The 16942-nt window shown below is 60.5% G+C and carries 18 protein-coding genes; 10 read left to right on the top strand and 8 right to left on the bottom strand.

Annotated elements, in window-relative coordinates; all coding sequences use genetic code 11:
* Window positions 1–59: 59 nt before the first annotated feature.
* Window positions 60–1217 carry a tRNA 2-thiouridine(34) synthase MnmA gene (gene mnmA / locus HCZ87_RS14620; protein ID WP_167644779.1) on the bottom strand — a complete coding sequence of 386 codons (1158 nt, stop codon included), beginning with the start codon at window positions 1215–1217 and terminating at the stop codon, window positions 60–62.
* A gap of 157 nt (window positions 1218–1374) precedes the next feature.
* Between mnmA and HCZ87_RS14615 the strand changes: the two genes are divergently transcribed.
* The 5 genes from HCZ87_RS14615 (at window position 1375) to HCZ87_RS21225 (ending at window position 7246) form a co-directional block, all read left to right on the top strand.
* The gene (locus HCZ87_RS14615; protein ID WP_167644783.1) at window positions 1375–1653 is read left to right on the top strand and encodes a DUF1153 domain-containing protein; all 279 of its coding nucleotides are present in this window, start codon (window positions 1375–1377) and stop codon (window positions 1651–1653) included.
* A gap of 125 nt (window positions 1654–1778) precedes the next feature.
* A complete protein-coding gene (gene ctrA / locus HCZ87_RS14610; RefSeq protein ID WP_167644777.1) occupies window positions 1779–2498 on the top strand; it encodes a response regulator transcription factor CtrA in 720 nt (239 codons plus the stop codon).
* 172 nt (window positions 2499–2670) lie between these two features.
* A complete protein-coding gene (ligA, locus tag HCZ87_RS14605) occupies window positions 2671–4890 on the top strand; it encodes an NAD-dependent DNA ligase LigA (RefSeq protein WP_167644781.1) in 2220 nt (739 codons plus the stop codon).
* Window positions 4891–4896: 6 nt separating this feature from the next.
* Window positions 4897–6987: an ATP-dependent DNA helicase RecG gene (recG, locus tag HCZ87_RS14600; RefSeq protein WP_167644775.1), complete on the top strand. Its 2091-nt coding sequence runs from the start codon at window positions 4897–4899 to the stop codon at window positions 6985–6987.
* Window positions 6988–7123: 136 nt separating this feature from the next.
* Window positions 7124–7246, top strand: a complete 123-nt coding sequence (locus tag HCZ87_RS21225) for a hypothetical protein (RefSeq protein ID WP_303048849.1) — start codon at window positions 7124–7126, stop codon at window positions 7244–7246.
* A 360-nt stretch (window positions 7247–7606) separates the two neighbouring features.
* Here HCZ87_RS21225 and HCZ87_RS14595 read toward each other — a convergent pair whose 3' ends face one another.
* Window positions 7607–8059, bottom strand: coding sequence for an iron-sulfur cluster assembly scaffold protein (locus HCZ87_RS14595; RefSeq protein WP_167644773.1), 453 nt, complete (start codon window positions 8057–8059; stop codon window positions 7607–7609).
* 59 nt (window positions 8060–8118) lie between these two features.
* Between HCZ87_RS14595 and hisI the strand changes: the two genes are divergently transcribed.
* A complete protein-coding gene (hisI, locus tag HCZ87_RS14590) occupies window positions 8119–8508 on the top strand; it encodes a phosphoribosyl-AMP cyclohydrolase (RefSeq protein ID WP_167644771.1) in 390 nt (129 codons plus the stop codon).
* A gap of 13 nt (window positions 8509–8521) precedes the next feature.
* Here the strand turns inward: hisI and gluQRS are convergent, their stop codons facing one another.
* Genes gluQRS through trmFO form a run of 3 tightly spaced genes read right to left on the bottom strand, consistent with a single transcriptional unit; the run spans window position 8522 to window position 11352 of the window.
* Entirely contained in the window at window positions 8522–9364 is an 843-nt protein-coding gene (gluQRS, locus tag HCZ87_RS14585) for a tRNA glutamyl-Q(34) synthetase GluQRS (protein ID WP_167644769.1), read from the bottom strand.
* Window positions 9361–9975 carry a class I SAM-dependent methyltransferase gene (locus HCZ87_RS14580; RefSeq protein ID WP_167644767.1) on the bottom strand — a complete coding sequence of 205 codons (615 nt, stop codon included), beginning with the start codon at window positions 9973–9975 and terminating at the stop codon, window positions 9361–9363. Before HCZ87_RS14580 ends, gluQRS begins: the two co-directional genes overlap by 4 nt.
* Before the next feature lie 36 nt (window positions 9976–10011).
* Entirely contained in the window at window positions 10012–11352 is a 1341-nt protein-coding gene (gene trmFO, locus HCZ87_RS14575) for a methylenetetrahydrofolate--tRNA-(uracil(54)-C(5))-methyltransferase (FADH(2)-oxidizing) TrmFO (protein WP_167644765.1), read from the bottom strand.
* Between the two features lie 391 nt (window positions 11353–11743).
* Here trmFO and HCZ87_RS14570 point away from each other — a divergent pair, with 391 nt between their 5' ends.
* Entirely contained in the window at window positions 11744–12175 is a 432-nt protein-coding gene (locus HCZ87_RS14570; RefSeq protein ID WP_167644764.1) for a PaaI family thioesterase, read from the top strand.
* A gap of 85 nt (window positions 12176–12260) precedes the next feature.
* Here HCZ87_RS14570 and HCZ87_RS14565 read toward each other — a convergent pair whose 3' ends face one another.
* Window positions 12261–12428: a DUF1127 domain-containing protein gene (locus HCZ87_RS14565; protein ID WP_254868656.1), complete on the bottom strand. Its 168-nt coding sequence runs from the start codon at window positions 12426–12428 to the stop codon at window positions 12261–12263.
* Window positions 12429–12583: 155 nt separating this feature from the next.
* Here HCZ87_RS14565 and HCZ87_RS14560 point away from each other — a divergent pair, with 155 nt between their 5' ends.
* The 3 genes from HCZ87_RS14560 to rpsI all read left to right on the top strand — a co-directional run bounded on the left by HCZ87_RS14560 (window position 12584) and on the right by rpsI (window position 15121).
* Window positions 12584–13999, top strand: a complete 1416-nt coding sequence (locus HCZ87_RS14560; RefSeq protein WP_167644760.1) for a PLP-dependent aminotransferase family protein — start codon at window positions 12584–12586, stop codon at window positions 13997–13999.
* Window positions 14000–14171: 172 nt separating this feature from the next.
* On the top strand, window positions 14172–14630 hold the full coding sequence (gene rplM / locus HCZ87_RS14555; RefSeq protein ID WP_167644758.1) for a 50S ribosomal protein L13: 459 nt from the start codon (window positions 14172–14174) through the stop codon (window positions 14628–14630).
* A 5-nt stretch (window positions 14631–14635) separates the two neighbouring features.
* Complete coding sequence (rpsI, locus tag HCZ87_RS14550) at window positions 14636–15121, top strand: 30S ribosomal protein S9 (protein WP_167644756.1); 486 nt, start codon at window positions 14636–14638, stop codon at window positions 15119–15121.
* Between the two features lie 136 nt (window positions 15122–15257).
* On the opposite strand, the gene HCZ87_RS14545 is transcribed toward rpsI, so the two are convergent.
* Both HCZ87_RS14545 and ppk2 read right to left on the bottom strand, forming a co-directional pair.
* On the bottom strand, window positions 15258–15878 hold the full coding sequence (locus HCZ87_RS14545; RefSeq protein ID WP_167644754.1) for a TetR/AcrR family transcriptional regulator: 621 nt from the start codon (window positions 15876–15878) through the stop codon (window positions 15258–15260).
* The gene (ppk2, locus tag HCZ87_RS14540; RefSeq protein WP_167644752.1) at window positions 15871–16740 is read right to left on the bottom strand and encodes a polyphosphate kinase 2; all 870 of its coding nucleotides are present in this window, start codon (window positions 16738–16740) and stop codon (window positions 15871–15873) included. Before ppk2 ends, HCZ87_RS14545 begins: the two co-directional genes overlap by 8 nt.
* Window positions 16741–16942 lie beyond the last annotated feature (202 nt).

The following is a 16942-nucleotide window of genomic DNA, read 5'->3' as shown; positions in this document are numbered from 1 at the left end:
TAAGGAAGCGAGGGGCTCTGCCCCTCGCGCTCCCCGGGATATTTCGGAAAAGGCGAAGCTCAGGCGCCTTTCCAGATCCAGCCGCCGCCAAAGATCCGGCTGCCGTTGGGATCATAGAACACGCAGGCCTGGCCCGGGGAGATCCCTTCCTCGGCGGAGAAGAGCTCCACCTCTGCCTCAGTGTCCGAAATCGGACGGATGATCGCGTCACGCGGCGGGCGGGTGGAGCGGACCTTGACGCTGAGGTGCCATTCCTCGCGGCTGGTGAAGGGCTCATCGCCCAGCCAGTTGATTTCGCGCACGGGGACACGGCGGGTGGCCAGCATCTCCTTGGGGCCGACGATCACCTGTTTGCTGTCCACATCGAGTTTCACCACATAGAGCGGCTCGCTCAGCCCTCCGATGCCAAGGCCGCGGCGCTGGCCGATGGGATAGTGAATGACGCCATTGTGTTCACCGAGGATACGGCCATCCGCATGGATGATCTGGCCCGGCTCCACCGCCCCGGGGCGCAGTTTCTCTATCACCGCCGCGTAGTTGCCATCGGGCACAAAGCAGATGTCCTGGCTGTCGGGCTTATCCGCCACCGAGAGCCCATATTGCGCCGCCATCTCGCGGGTGGCGTCCTTGGAGGGCAGGTGACCAAGCGGAAAGCGCAGGAAGTCCAGCTGTTCCGGTGTTGTTGAAAACAGGAAATAGCTCTGATCGCGGTTGGCATCCTCGGCGCTGTGCAGCTCGGGGCCATTGGCGCCCATTTTGCGCTGTATATAGTGACCGGTGGCCATGCAATCGGCCTCCAGATCCTTGGCGGTTTCCAACAGATCCTTGAATTTCACCCGCTCGTTGCAGCGGATACAGGGCACCGGCGTGGCGCCCGCAAGATAGCTGTCGGCAAATTCGTCGATCACCGCGTCCTTGAAGATATTCTCGTAATCCAAAACATAATGCGGAAAGCCACGCTCTTCGGCGACGCGGCGGGCGTCATGGATGTCGATGCCAGCGCAGCAGGCGCCTTTTTTGGCAAGCGCGGCGCCATGGTCATAAAGCTGAAGCGTCACCCCGACCACATCATAGCCCTGTTCCGCCAGATGCGCCGCCACAACAGAGCTGTCGACGCCGCCGGACATGGCAACGACCACGCGCGTCTCGGCGGGGGGCTTGGCAAAACCAAGGGAATTCAGGGGCGAGTCCACGGGGGACTCTCTGTCCAGGGCCATGGTGTTCTCCTTAAGGATCCAGGCGGTGCGGGAAAGCATCGAAGAATATAGGAAAATGCTAAGTATTCTCAAGGGGGCGATTTCACTTAGCGTTAAGCCCTCCGCGCCAATCATCCTCCCAGTAAGTCAGAAGACGCATCCTAGTAAGGGCATAGCGATGTTTTTAAAGAAAGTTGATGGCCCCCGCGCGGTCACATTGCCGGACGGAACGGTCATGACTCGGGCGGATTTGCCGCCACAGACCACAAAACGCTGGGTCGCGTCCCGCAAAGCTGCGGTTGTACGCGGTGTTTTGTATGGGTTGATTCCTCAAAGCGAGGCTCTACGTCTCTATAATCTCAGCGAGGAAGAGTTCCGAAGCTGGGTTGGCGCGGTGGCGGACTACGGCGAAGAAGCGTTAAAAACCACGAGATTAAAGGATTTTCGCAATCCTTAGGATAAAAACCGCCGCGTTAACTTGTGCGATTCGTATAAATTAACCAACATGGTAACGGGACATTAACCTTTTCCAAGCAAGGTTAACGCAACCTGAGGACAACAGAGTACAGGCGGAGACCCAATATGCGCATTCTTCTCGTCGAGGATGATCCCACGACAGCGAAAAGCATCGAGCTGATGCTGACTCACGCAAACCTAAACGTTTACACGACGGACCTCGGCGAAGAGGGCATCGATCTGGCGAAACTTTATGATTATGACCTGATCCTGCTGGATCTGGGTCTGCCGGATATGAACGGGCATGAGGTTCTGCGTCAGCTGCGGATGTCGCGTATTGAGACGCCGATCCTGATCCTCTCTGGTGCCGATGATACCGAGAATAAAATCAAGGGCTTCGGCTTTGGTGCGGATGATTATCTGACCAAGCCGTTCCACCGCGAGGAACTGGTGGCGCGCATCCATGCGATTATCCGCCGCTCCAAAGGGCATTCGCAGTCGATCATCAAGACCGGCAAGATCTCGGTGAACCTGGATGCCAAGACCGTCGATGTGGAAGGTAAATCCGTGCATCTGACCGGTAAGGAATACCAGATGCTGGAGCTTCTGTCGCTGCGCAAGGGCACGACCCTGACCAAAGAGATGTTCCTGAACCATCTTTATGGCGGCATGGACGAGCCGGAACTGAAAATCATCGACGTGTTTATCTGCAAGCTGCGCAAGAAGCTCAGCACTGCGACGGATGGTGAAAACTATATCGAAACCGTCTGGGGCCGTGGCTATGTGCTGCGCGATCCGCAAGAGGATCTCTCCACCGGTGGTCCGCGCATGGCCATCGGCGCTTAAGACCGATCCCTGCTGAAGACAATAATTTAAGACCCCCGTCAGGCTGAGCATCCTGGCGGGGTTTTGCTTTGGTGCGCGGAGGCTGGACCTCCTTGGGATCGAATACTATCACCTAGGCAGACGATTACCCCAAGGGGCGGAGCCAGGGATGACAGAGCAGGATCCAAACGCGATGAGCGAGGCCGAGGCGCGCGCGGAGTTTCACCAACTCGACGCGCAGATCGCCAAGGCTGATCTCGACTATCACCAGAAAGATGCGCCGACGCTGTCGGATGCCGAGTATGATCGGCTGAAACGGCGCTATCTGGCGCTGGCTGAGGCCTTTCCCGATCTGGCGTCAGAAGGCGCGCGCGTGGAAACGGTCGGCGCGCCTGTGGCCTCCGGCTTTGGCAAGGTGACACATGCGGTGCGCATGATGTCGCTTGGAAATGCTTTTGAAGATCAGGATGTTGAGGATTTTGTCGCCGGCCTGCGTCGCTACCTTGGCTTCCCCCCTGACGCGCCGCTCGCCCTTACGGCGGAACCCAAGATCGACGGGCTGTCCCTGTCGCTGCGATATGAGAACGGGACATTGGTGCAGGCGGCCACGCGCGGCGATGGCAGTGTCGGTGAAAACGTCACCGCGAACGCCCGTACCATTGCCGATATCCCGCAAGAGATTGCCGGCGCGCCTGAGGTGCTGGAGGTGCGCGGCGAGGTCTATATGAGCCACGCCGATTTCGAGGCGCTAAACGCCCGGCACGCGGAAACCGGCGGCAAGATCTTTGCCAATCCGCGCAACGCCGCGGCTGGATCGCTGCGGCAATTGGATGCGGAGATCACCCGTGCGCGCCCCCTGCGTTTCTTTGCTTACAGCTGGGGGGAGCTGACTGCTCCTCTTGCAGAAACGCAATTTGAGGCGATTGAGAGATTTCGGTCCTTCGGCTTTCAGACCAACCCGCTGACCTGGCGTTGCGAGACCATCGCCGAGCTGCTGGCCCATTACCACAGCATCGAGGAACAGCGTGCGGATCTTGGCTATGACATCGACGGGGTTGTTTACAAGGTGGATGACCTGAGCCTGCAAGAGCGGCTCGGCTTTCGCTCCACCACGCCGCGGTGGGCGATTGCGCATAAGTTCCCGGCAGAGCTGGCCTGGACCCGGCTTGATGGCATCGACATTCAGGTCGGCCGCACTGGCGCGCTGAGTCCGGTCGCGCGCTTGCAGCCGGTGACGGTGGGCGGTGTCGTGGTCTCCAACGCCACGCTGCACAATGAGGATTACATTCGCGGTCTCGATTCCAAGGGGGCGCAGATCCGCGAGGGCAAAGACATTCGGATCGGCGATTGGGTGCAGATTTACCGCGCTGGCGACGTGATCCCGAAGGTGGCCGATGTGGACCTCAAGCGCAGGCCAGAGGGGGCGTCTCCCTATGTCTTCCCGACCACATGTCCGCGCTGCAACAGCGCCGCGGTGCGCGAGGAAGGGGACGCGGTGCGGCGATGCAGTGGCGGCCTGATCTGTCCGGCGCAGGCGGTGGAGAAGCTCAAGCATTTCGTCTCGCGCGCGGCCTTTGACATCGAGGGGCTGGGCGCCAAGCAGGTGGAACAGTTCCATGCCGATGATTGGGTGAAAGAACCCGCAGATATCTTTGAACTAAAAGAAAAATACGGCAGCGGCATGCAGCAGCTCAAGAACCGCGAGGGCTGGGGCGACAAATCCGCGACCGCGCTGTTTGCGGCAATTGACGACAAGCGCCGGATCGCGCTGGCGCGGCTGATCTTTGGTCTTGGGATCCGCCATGTGGGCGAGGTCGCGGCGAAGGATGTGGCGCTGCATTTCCGCACCTGGACAGCATTGGCCGAGGCGGCGGATCTGGCGCGCCCCGCAGCCCTGGCGCATCGTGCCGCCGACGAAGCGGAGCTGTTGGAGCGCCAGCGCGCCCAGGCTGAGGATCGCCGGGCCAAGATTTCCGAGGCGCGCAAGGCGGCCATTGCCACCTGCGAGGTCGCCGCCGAGGCGCAGGCCGCCTGGGATGATCTGGTCAGCATTGACGGGCTGGGCCCCACGGTGGCGCTCTCGCTGTCGGATGCCTTCGCCAACCCGGAGGAACGCGCCGCCTTTGATCGGCTGGTTCGGCACCTGAAGATCATCGCGCCCGACGCGCCAGCAGCCGATAGTCCGGTCGCGGGCAAGACCGTGGTCTTTACCGGCACGCTGGAGAAAATGACCCGCGCCGAGGCCAAGGCGCGGGCGGAGGCTTTGGGCGCGAAGGTCTCTGGCTCGGTGTCCAAGAAGACGGATATCCTCATTGCTGGTCCCGGCGCGGGATCAAAGGCAACAAAGGCGGCGGATCTTGGTATTCAGACATTGGACGAGGACCAATGGCTGGAATTGATTGGACAGGCATAAAACACCATGCGCGGGCGCCCAGAACAGCTGTTCCCCCTATTCGCCGAATTGGAGACTTTGCAAGGTGTCGGTCCTAAGACGGCTGAGCATTTTGCACAGTTGCAAATCTCCGCGCCGCGGGATCTGTTGTTCTCGTTGCCCTATAGCGTGGTGGACCGGCGGCGGCGCGACAGTATTCGCGGATTGGAACTGCCTGCGGTGGCGACCGTCGAGGTGCTCATCGGCCCGCACCGCCCCGCGCGCAACAAGGGCGGGGCCTATCGGATCGAGGTCACGGATCAGGACACAGAGTTTCAGCTGGTATTTTTCCATGGTCGGAGCCGCTATCTGACGGCGCAATTGCCCGAAGGGACGCGCCGGGTGGTTTCCGGCAAGATCGAGCTTTTTGATGGCATCGCGCAAATGGTGCACCCGGATCATATGCTGCCGGTAGAAGAGGCACATGAGATCCCGGAGTTTGAGCCGGTCTATCGTCTGACCCATGGGATCAGCCAGAAAACCATGTTCAAGGCGGTGCAGAGCGCCTTGGCGCGTGTGCCGATCTTGTCGGAATGGATGGATGCTGCCTACAAGGCGCAACAGGGCTGGGCCGATTGGCATGACGCAATGGCCGAAGCGCATGCGCCCGCGGGATTGGACGACCTCGCCCCCGAGGCCCCGGCGCGGGCGCGGCTGGCCTATGACGAGCTGTTTGCGCATCAATTGACCCTCGCGATTGCGCGCTCGGTGGAGCGAGAGCAGCCCGGCCGCGCCTCGGTTGGCACCGAAAAACTGCAAAGCCAGGTGCGCGCTGCGCTGCCCTATCGCCCCACCGGCGCACAGGAACGCGCGATCCAGGAGATCACCCAGGACATGGCCGCCCCTCGGCGGATGAACCGGCTGTTGCAGGGTGATGTGGGGGCCGGCAAGACGCTGGTCGCCTTTATGGCGCTGCTTGTGGCGGTGGAGGCCGGGGGCCAGGGCGTCATGATGGCGCCGACAGAAATCCTTGCGCGTCAACATCTTGAGGCGTTGCAGCCGCTGGCAAATGACGCCGGCGTGGTGCTGGAAATCCTGACCGGGCGCGACAAAGGCAAGGAGCGCCGCGCCAAGGTCGAGGCGCTCCAGCGCGGTGATATTCACATTCTGGTCGGCACCCATGCGGTGTTCCAGCAGGATGTGGCGTTTCATGACCTGCGGCTGGTGATCGTGGACGAGCAGCATCGCTTTGGGGTGCGGCAACGGATGGAACTGGCGGAGAAGGGCAAACGCGCCGATGTCCTGGTGATGACCGCAACGCCGATCCCGCGCTCGCTGGCGCTGACCCAATACGGCGATATGGAGGTCTCGGTGCTGGATGAGAAACCGCCGGGGCGCAAACCGATCAAGACTGCGATCCTCAGCACCGAACGCATGTCGGAGGTGGTGGACCATCTGCGCCGCGCCATCGCCGAGGGGCGGCAGTGCTACTGGGTGTGCCCGCTGGTCGAGGAATCCGAGGTCATGGATCTGACCGCGGCCGATGAGCGCTTCAAGCACCTGCGTGCGGTGTTGGGCGATGAGGTGGTCGGGCTGATCCACGGGCAAATGCCGCCAGCGGAAAAAGACGCCGCCATGGCCGCCTTTCAGGAGGGGCGCAGCCGGGTTCTGGTCGCCACTACGGTGATCGAGGTGGGGGTGAACGTGCCCAATGCCTCCATCATGGTGATCGAACGGGCGGAGATCTTTGGCCTTGCCCAGCTGCACCAGCTGCGCGGGCGGGTTGGGCGTGGCACGGCGGATTCCACCTGTCTGCTGATGTATCAACCACCGCTAACCGAGGGCGGGCGCAAGCGGCTGGAGATTTTGCGTCAAAGCGAGGATGGGTTCGTCATTGCCGAAACCGATTTGCAGATGCGCGGGGCGGGCGATGTGATCGGCACCGCACAATCCGGCCTGCCGCGATTCCATATTGCCGATCTGGAGCGGCAGGCAGATCTGATGGCGATTGCCCAGAGCGATGCCCGCGCGCTGATGACCACCGACCCCGGCCTAACCTCCGAGCGGGGGCGTGCGGCGCGAACGCTCTTGTGGTTGCTGCGGCAGGACGAGGCTATCCGTCTGATTTCGGTGGGATAATCCGTTCTGTTCTCAGATTTGTTCTACGTTGTTCGCAAATGTTCTCAAAAAGTTCTTTACACGACTCACGTGAAATGAGAACAAAGGGACAACAAAAGCGTCGCGAACGCAGGACAGAGATCGAGGAGGTTTTCCAATGGCCACGCAGCTTAAATCCGTATTGCGCAATTCCCAGTCCACACTGCTGCAAGATGCAGCGGGCGCGGCCTCGCTGGTGGTGATGCTGGTTGTTGCGCTGCACTTGCCGGGCCTGATCTGAGCCACGCTTTTACTGTTTTTACTGTTGTAACCCGTTTTCGAGTTTTGCCTGTGCTTTTATGCCGGGGACACCTGCCTTTTGTCCCGTAAGGATCGACTGCCTGTTCGATCCGCACCCGAGAGAGATCTTGCCGGTGTTTGGTGTGCCCCGGGTCCCGCATAAAAGCGCTTTAACTTGCCGCCGCCATCTGCCCGGATGTGCGGCGGTTTTTTCGTTTGATCCGTTCGCCTTATGGGCGATGCGCAGGCGGCCGAGATCGCGGGCTTTCCGGTGAAGTCCCGCGATTGATGCATCGCCGTGCTTTTCCCCGACCTCGCAAAATATAGATCAGAGTTTAGCAGAATACCGATTGGAATATGGTTAAGCGCAGTTGGCTTTCTTTGCGGTCTGCATGGCCTCCAGCGTGGCCTCCAGCGCCAACATGATCGAGGCATGGCGGTTCTTGAACTCTCGCGCGGGGATCAGCACCTCCAGCCCGTCAAAGGGCGCATCGGGGGCGGCGCCGCCCTCGGTCAGCATGGATTTGAGCTGGTCGCGCGCGGTTTCCACCTCGGCCAGGCTGCGCCCGATGATTGCCTGTCCCACCACGGCGGCAGAGGCCTGTCCCAGCGCGCAGGCTTTGACGTCCTGAGCAAACTGCGTGATCTTGCCATCCTCCAGCGCCAGATCCACCGTCACCGTGGAGCCACAGAGCGGCGAGCGCCGCTTGACCGTGGCGTCGGGATTGTCGAGCCGCCCAAGATGGGGGATATCCGCCGCCAGCGCGAGGATCCTGGTGGAGTAGAGCTTGATCAGATCGGTTTCGCTGGACATGTGTCGTTCCTGGGTTTCCCTGAGGCCGTGTTCCCCATACATAGGGGCGCACCCCAGAGATGCAAAAGGTTTTTGACATGCAAGATCCGGTGAGTTTCGCCCCCGAGACATTGACCTATAACGAGGCCGGGCTGATCCCCTGCATCGCGCAGGATGTGGAGAGCCACGAGATCCTGATGATGGCCTGGATGAACGCGGAAAGCGTCGCCAAGACGCTGGAAACGGGCCGGGTTACCTATTGGTCGCGCTCGCGTCAGGCGTTTTGGATCAAGGGCGAAAGCTCCGGTCATGTGCAGGAGCTGGTCGAGCTGCGCGTGGACTGTGATCGTGACGCGTTGCTGGCGCTGGTGCGTCAAACCGGGCCCGCCTGTCACACCAACCGACGCAGCTGTTTCTATACCGCCGTGCGCGATGGCGAAGAGGTTGAGATTCTCTCGCCAATGGGCTGATACCGCTGATTTTTCAGGCGAGTTCCACCATCCGCCGGATGTCTTCCGGGCTGGCGCCATCGGCGCGGTATTTGGCAATGGCGCGGGCATCGTCGCGCTTGGCCAGACGCTTGCCCTCATCGTCGCGGATCAGGCGATGATGATGATAGATGGGCACGGGCAGCTCAAGCAGTGTCAGCAACAGCACCTGGAGCTGGGTAAATTCGAACAGATCCTCGCCCCGCACCACATGGGTGATCTTCTGGTGCACGTCATCCAGCGCCGAGGCGAGGAAATAGGCGATGATCTCTTCGCCTTTGCGCGACAGGACAACATCGCCGATCTCACGCAGGGCACGGGCAGGGTTCAGCTGATGGGTGCCGCTGTGGGTCTGGCCGGTCTCGTGAAACACCACGTCTTGATCGCCAAGGCGGGCGAGCGCGCGGTCAAGGTGCAGCCGCAGCGCGTCCCCCGGTTGGCGATACGACATCGGCCGGTTTTTGCAGGTGCCGGGATAAAGATCGTGCGACACCCCTTCCTGCGGCGCGGAGACGGCGGCGCGGATGTCCGCACGGCTGCACGAGCAAGGGTACAAGAGCCCCATATCGTCGAAACGGTCGAGGTATCGGTCATACTCGCGCAAATGCGCGGATTGGCGCAGGATCAACCCGTCCCAGCGCAGACCGAGCCAGGTCAGATCCTCGACAACAGCCGCATCCCATTCCGGTTTGGCGCGTTGCAGGTCTGTGTCTTCCATCCGCAGCAGGAAAGCGCCATTGGCGGCACGGGCCATGTCATGGGCGAGAATGGCCGAATAGGCATGCCCCAGATGCAGAGGTCCGGTGGGGGATGGTGCAAATCTTGTGGTGAAAGTCACGATTTTTCAATCACATATACGTCGGCGTTCAGGTTCAGCCCGGGCAGATGCTCCCCGTATTCCTTGAATAGCAGCCGCGCCGCGCCGCAATCAAGCCACTCATTCATCGCAAACGCGTAATTTTGATCTGCAAGTGCATGATCATTCAGGGAAAATGCCAATAGTCCGCCGCGCTTCAGGCTATTCATCAGATGGCTGAACACCTCTGGCGGTGCGGCGCCGGTGCCCAGCACGCCACAGGCGACGATCCCCCTGTAGGTCCCGCGCTTGACGGGCTTTTTCTGCTTTGTCGAGAGCAGCGAGAGCTTGCGATGCGCGCCTTTTTTCGCGGCCTCGGCAAGCATTTCTTCGGAGGGGTCCATGCCATCCACCAGCTCATAGCCGACCCGCCGCAGAGCAAGACCAGAGAGGCCGGTGCCACAGCCGAAATCGAGGATCGGCGCCTGAGGGTCCGGCAGGATGGACCAGAGCGCCTCCGCGATCCGGCCGGGGGTGGCGTAGTTGTTCTCCGCGATCTCCGCGTCATAGCTCGCGGCCCAGCGGTTGTAATGTTCAACGGTCTCTTCGACAGAGCCGAGGCGATAGGTCTTTTCCAGAAATTTTTCCGTCATGACGCCAGTCTAGCGTCACGAGCGGGAAAGCGTCTATCAAAAGTTGGCGAGCCAGTCCTGCCAGGCCGCTTTGGCGCGGTCGGTATAGGCCTTGTAGCGATCCTTGCGACCCCGGCGCCCGCCCTTGAGCCCATCGACCGGACGAAACAGGCCAAAGTTCACATTCATCGGCTGAAAGGTCTTGGCCTCTGCGCCGCCGGTGATGTGGTGAATAAGCGCGCCCATGGCGCTGTCCTGCGGCACCTGTGGCAGCTCCTGACCGAGGATCTCTGCCGCGGCCAGCCGACCGGCGAGCAGCCCCATGGCGGCGCTTTCCACATAGCCTTCGACCCCGGTGACCTGACCGGCAAAGCGGATATTGGGTTTGGATTTTAGCCGCATCTGGTTGTCGAGCAGGGTTGGCGAGTTCAGGAACGTATTGCGGTGGATGCCGCCAAGACGCGCAAAACTGGCGTTCTCGAGCCCGGGAATCATACGGAAAACATCGGCTTGCGCGCCGTATTTCATCTTAGTCTGAAAACCGACGATATTGAAAAGCGTCCCCAGCGCATTGTCGCGGCGCAGCTGCACCACGGCCCAGGCCTTTTCCTCGGGCTTATGCGGATTGGTAAGGCCCACGGGCTTCATCGGTCCGTGGCGCAGGGTTTCGCGCCCGCGTTCGGCCATGACCTCGATCGGCAGGCAGCCGTCGAAATATCCGGCGGTCTCGCCCTCGTGGAATTCGGCCTTGTCGGCGGCCAGCAGCGCGTCGATGAAGGCCTCGTATTGGTCCTTGTCCATCGGGCAGTTGAGGTAGGCAGTGCGCTCTTCCTCGGTTTCGCCCTTGTCATAGCGCGACTGCATCCAGGCCTGCGACATGTCGATGCTCTCGGCGTAGACAATCGGCGCGATGGCATCAAAAAACGCCAGACGCTCGGCGCCGGTCTCGCGCTGGATCGCTTCGCCCAAGGTCGGCGAGGTCAACGGCCCGGTGGCAAAGATCCAATGGCCCTCGTCAGGCAGCTCTGTCACTTCCTCGTAGGACACACGCACATTCGGCAGCGCCTTGAGCGTGGCAGTCACGGTTTCCGCAAAAGGATCGCGATCCACCGCCAGCGCCCCGCCAGCGGGCAGGCGATGCTTGTCCGCCGTGGCCATGATCAGCCCATTGGCCGCACGCATTTCCCAATGCAACAGGCCAACGGCGTTCTGTTCGTCATCATCCGACCGGAAGGAATTGGAACAGACCATCTCGCCCAGGTTGCCGGTCTGATGGGCAAAGGTTTCGACCTTGGGACGCATCTCGTGGATTACCACGTTGATGCCCATGTTGGCTGCCTGCCAGGCGGCCTCGGATCCGGCCATTCCGCCGCCGACGATGTGAAGCTCTTGTGTCATGGCACGGCACATAGGGCAGGGGCGCGGCGGGCGCAATATCAGCGGTGGGTCTGGCAGTTCGGGAGGGGGAAATAATTTGGGCCGCAGCTTCGTTCACGTCAAACCCGGGTGAGAGATCCGGTAGGAGGGACGATCCGAAGCAGCGGCCCGAATTGCGGCAAGCCGGTTGGCTTGCCCAACTCTTGCCATGTTCTTGCCTTGATTAGAAGCCTCAACATGGAAACAATAGCGCGCCATTCGTAAACAAAGGCTGAATTTTCCGAAAATTTTAGGAAAAATAATCGAAAAATTCTTACCGACCCACCTGTGCCGTAGCGTTTTTTCAGGCCGAACTTGAGCTGCCGCCGCCGCTGTCTCAGTCTGCGCCACATGCAATAAGAGAGGCGCGGGAATGAAACTGGTTTTTGATGCTCCGGGTCTGATGACCTATCTGGACGAGGTCTTCCCCCAAATTATCGGGGAGTTTGCGGTTGATGCGCTGCATCCCGGGGCGCTTACCATGCGGTTGAAGGTGGGGGAGCGGCACCTGCGCCCGGGCGGCACGGTCTCTGGCCCGTCCATGTTCGCGCTGGCGGATGTTGCGGTTTATGCGCTGGTTCTGGCGCATTGCGGTGCCGAGGCGCTGGCCGTGACCACCAATGCCTCGCTTGATTTTATGCGCAAACCCGAAAACGGGCGCGATCTGCTGGCAGAGGCCCGGCTTCTGAAACTGGGGCGCAGGCTCGCGGTGGGGGATGTGCTGCTTTTTTCCGAGGGTATGACGGAGCCGGTGGCGCGGGCGACGCTGACCTATGCAATCCCGCCCAAGAGCTCGGATCTCTGACCGCCGGTGCTTTTTCACGTAGGTTGGACATAAAAAAAGGCCGGAGACGCGCTCCGGCCTGCCAGTTGGTTCTGTGCCCCGGGGATCAGGGTCTCCAGAACGGAAGAGTTCCTTCGCGAAGCGCCGTCACGCGGTCGATGCCGATATCGCGGAGCTGCGCGGCCTCAAGCCGGGTCAATTGGCGACGGGTGCGTTTTCGGACCGACCATTTTGTAACGAGAACCGCAAAATGGACTGCCGCAGCTGCCGCCATGGGGAGGGTCTGGCGGCTGGTCAAATAGGCAAGATGCGATGTGTGTTCTGTTACATGTGTCATGGTCTGTCTCACATTTTGTATTGATGCAATTCAAATGTACTGGCATGTATGACGTACAAAGTGTGATCCCGCCTGTCTAACTGGAGATTGTAATGGGTACAATTTGGCCGTCTAACTTGACTGGAACCCTCGCGGGAAAGCCGGGCCCGAAGTATAAGCGGGTTGCGGATACGATACGATTGGCGGTGCAAAATGGTACATTGCAGATTGGTGCAAAGCTGCCACCGGTGCGCGAGCTGGCCTATCAGTTGAGCATTACCCCCGGCACGGTTGCGCGGGCCTATACCATCCTGACCGACGAAGGAGTCCTGAAGGCCGAGGTTGGGCGTGGGACATTTGTCGCCGAGCGAAGAACCAAGGTGCTGGACGATGTCTGGTCGCGCCAGCTGCATCTGCTGGAGCAGGCCAATCCAGATCATGTCAGCCTGTTCAGCCCGCGCCTGGTGGATGTCGGGCAGGTCGCGCTGATTCGAGAAGCTTTAAGAAAATCAGCAGATTGTGACCGCTTGGCCTTGCTGAATTACCCCACGCGTGATGCCTATAGAGACGTGCGGCAGGCGGTGGTGGACTGGCTTTCTGATACCGCGCTGGGGCCTTTGGACGAAAGCGATATTGTCTTGACCCATGGTGGTCAGAATGCGGTGATGACGGTCTTGCAAACCATTCTGCAAGACAGCGAGCCGACGATCCTGGTCGAGGATCTCTCTTATGCGGGATTTCGGCGCGCGGCGGAGGTTCTGCGCGCAAAGGTTGTGGGCGTCGCCATTGATGAGCATGGCGTCATTCCCGAAGCGCTGGAAGTTGCCATTCGCAACTCCGGGGCATCGGTGCTTTGTACCAGTCCAGAAGTGCACAATCCCACGGGAACCTTCACGCCGCTGGAGCGGCGCCAGGCGATTCTGGCGGTGTTGAAGCGGCATGGGGTACAAGTGATGGAGGATGATTGTTACCGCATGGGCGAGGCGCGCGCGCCGACCTATCGGGCGCTGGCACCGGAACTCGGCTGGCATGTGACCTCGATTTCCAAATCCCTGACCCCGGCGCTGCGGGTGGGGTTCGCCATCGCGCCGGTCGGAAAGACATCAGCGCTGCGGCGGATGGCGGAATATGGCTATTTTGGCCTGGCGCAGCCCCTGGCGGAGGTCACGCGCATTCTGTTGACGGATCCGCGCAGCAAACCGCTGGTGCAGAAGGTGCGCGCCGAGATGGCGGAATATGTCCGGGTTGCGGTCAATGTGCTGGGCGCCTTTGAGCTGACCTGGGACTCGCAGGTGCCCTTTGTCTGGCTGCGGCTGCCCTCGGGCTGGCGTGCCGGCGCCTTCACCCGCGCGGCGGAGGCGCAGGGCGTGCAGCTGCGCTCAGCGGATGAGTTTGCATTGCGGGACGGACGGGCGCCAAATGCGGTGAGGATTGCGATCAATGGGCATGTGACCCTGGCCCGTTTTGAGAGCGCCATGCTGCGCTTGCGCTCGCTTCTGGATAACCCGCCGGAGCAAATCAGCGTTTAGAGGGGTGTTTTGTGGGGTATAATAATACCTATTTTGTAAGTTATTGATATTGTTAGTTTAATATTGGGTTGTCTGTGTTGACTGTTCTGCGGTGGGGCCGTAAACCCCGTCCATCGAATTCAGATGGAGTCGCTCGCGGCACCAGCTTCACGACAAACAGGATTGACCTGACATGAAAACCTTCTCTGCTACCCCGGCAGACATCGACAAGAAGTGGATCATCATCGACGCCGAAGGCGTGGTGCTGGGCCGTCTTGCTGCGATTGTTGCCACCCGCCTGCGCGGCAAGCACAAAGCCACCTTCACCCCGCATATGGACATGGGCGACAACGTCATCGTGATCAATGCGGACAAGATCCAGATGACCGGTAAGAAGCGCGAAGAGAACTTCTACTGGCACACGGGTCACCCGGGCGGTATCAAATCCCGCACCAAGCAACAGATCCTAGACGGCGCACATCCCGAGCGCGTGGTCTATCAGGCTGTAAAGCGCATGCTGCCGGGCAACCGCCTGTCCCGCCAGCAAATGACCAACCTGCGCATCTATGCAAGTGCCGAGCACCCGCATGAAGCCCAGAGCCCCGAAGTTCTGGATGTCAAATCCATGAACAAGAAAAACACCCGGAGCTAATGACGATGGCTGATCAGATCACTACTCTCGAAGAGCTGGGCGCTGTCGCAGGCGTCGAAACCGCAGCAGAAGAGCTGGCACCGCGCGAACCCGTTCGTGACGAGCTGGGCCGCTCCTATGCAACTGGTAAACGGAAAGACGCGGTTGCCCGCGTCTGGATCAAACCGGGTTCCGGCAAGGTCGAAGTCAACGGCAAAGAGATGAAGGCTTATTTTGCGCGCCCCGTGCTGCAAATGATCCTGCGTCAACCTTTCACCGTTGCCGGCGTTGAAGATCAATTCGACGTTTATGCAACCGTCAAAGGCGGTGGCCTCTCCGGTCAGGCCGGTGCGGTCAAGCACGGCATCTCCAAGGCGCTGCAACTTTACGATCCCTCCCTGCGGGGCGCGCTGAAAGCTGCTGGCTTCCTGACACGCGACAGCCGCGTTGTGGAACGGAAAAAGTTCGGTCGTCGCAAAGCACGGCGTTCGTTCCAGTTCTCCAAGCGTTAAGCTGCTGGACTGCATATATATTCAGCATATATATTCAGAAGGTCGCCCTCGCGGGCGGCCTTTTTTGTTTGGACGAGATGAAAAGCGAGGGGCGCTGCCCCTCGCGCTCCCCGGGATATTTTTCGTTAGAAGAAGATCAGGCGTCGGGGTCGATCAGGCCGAGGCCGCGCAGGTAGATACCGATGCCGGTTTCCAGCAGGTCTTCGGGCGCGTAGGGGGAGGCCGCGCCGGGGGCATTGCGGGCGAAGAGTTCGACCACGCCGTGGCTCATGGCCATGATATGGGCCGAGAACATCGAGGCGGGGGGGCGTTTTTCCGCGGGGATATGCTGGCTCAACCCGGCGGCGGCTTGCTCCAGCACGCTGCGGGCGCGATTGGCGGCCTCGGCGAGCTCTGGCGTGCGGTTGGCGGCAATGCCGCTTTCAAACATCGCGATATAGTGGCCCGGATGTTTGCGCGCAAAAGCGAGATAGGCGCGGCCTGTGGCCTCGAACGCGGCCAGGGCCGAGGGCTGATATTTGTCATAGGCATGCTGCATGAGGTCGGCGAACATCAGAAAGCCCTGACGCGCGGCCTCGGCGATGAGATCCTCGCGGCCCTCAAAATGGCGGTAGACGGCGGCCGGGGTGACGCCGGCCTGTTTTGCCGCCTCCGAAAGGGTGAAGCCGGTCGGGCCCTTGAGCTCGATCAGGCTCAGGGCTGCTTCAACCAGGGCCTGGCGCAGGTTGCCGTGATGGTAGCCACGTTTCTTAGGCATCCCAGATATCCGGGCCTCCGCATATGAGAGGGTCTGGATCGCCAAGGGCTTGCGGGTCTTTGTTGTCGTAGTCGATGCGCAGCAGCACATGCCGGATCGCTTCCAGCCGGGCGCGTTTCTTGTCGTCCGAGCGCACCACCGTCCAGGGGGCATGGGTGCTTTGGCCACGATAGAGGGTCTCGCGGATGGCGCGGGAGTAGCTGTTCCAGCGTTTCAGCCCCTCGACGTCGATCCAGCTGAGCTTCCAGTGTTTGAGCGGATCCCGCTCGCGCGCGATAAAACGGCGCAGTTGCTCGGCGCGGCCGACGTTCAGCCAGAACTTGAACAGATGGATGCCCTCGTCGACCAGCATTTTTTCAAAATCAATGACCTGAGAGAAGAAATGCTCGCGCTGATCGTCGGTGCAGAAGTCAAAGACCTTTTCGACGACGCCGCGATTGTACCAGCTGCGATCAAAAAAGACGATTTCGCCCCCGGCAGGGAGCTGCGAAATATAGCGCTGGAAATACCACTGGGTGGCTTCGGTCTCGGTGGGTTTGTTGAGCGCCACCACGCGGGCGCCGCGTGGATTAAGGTTCTCGACGAAGCGTTTGATTGTCCCGCCTTTTCCGGCAGCGTCGCGCCCCTCGAACACGATGGCGACGCGCTGGCCGGAGGATTTCACCCAGGCCTGGAGCTTGACCAGCTCGATCTGGAGCGCCTCATATTGGTCGCGATAGGCCTGTTTGCCGATCTCGGTGTCATAGGGGTAGCTGGGGTTCAGGATGTCGTCCTTATGAGCCATTTGGACCGCCTTGCGGATGTCCTTTGGGGCGTCCTCCTCATAGTAGTGGCTGATCGCCCCATCAAACGGCAAGGTCATGTCGCGTCCATCCTTCTGCAACGGCTCGGCTGTTGCTCTACTCTTCTATGTTCGGGGCCTAGGCTCAGGACCCATTAATCCTGCGCCACTGGTTTGTCAGTTTTTTGTCCTGACAACGAGCAATACTGAAGGAATAGTGGTTCTATTTCAAGGAATTGAGAGGCGGTCAGGACAAAAAACCGTCAAATCCGAAGGACGCGAA

It is taken from the genome of Phaeobacter sp. HF9A, assembly GCF_011806385.1.
Classification (GTDB): Bacteria; Pseudomonadota; Alphaproteobacteria; order Rhodobacterales; family Rhodobacteraceae; genus Epibacterium.
This window is presented reverse-complemented; position numbering and strand designations above follow the sequence as displayed.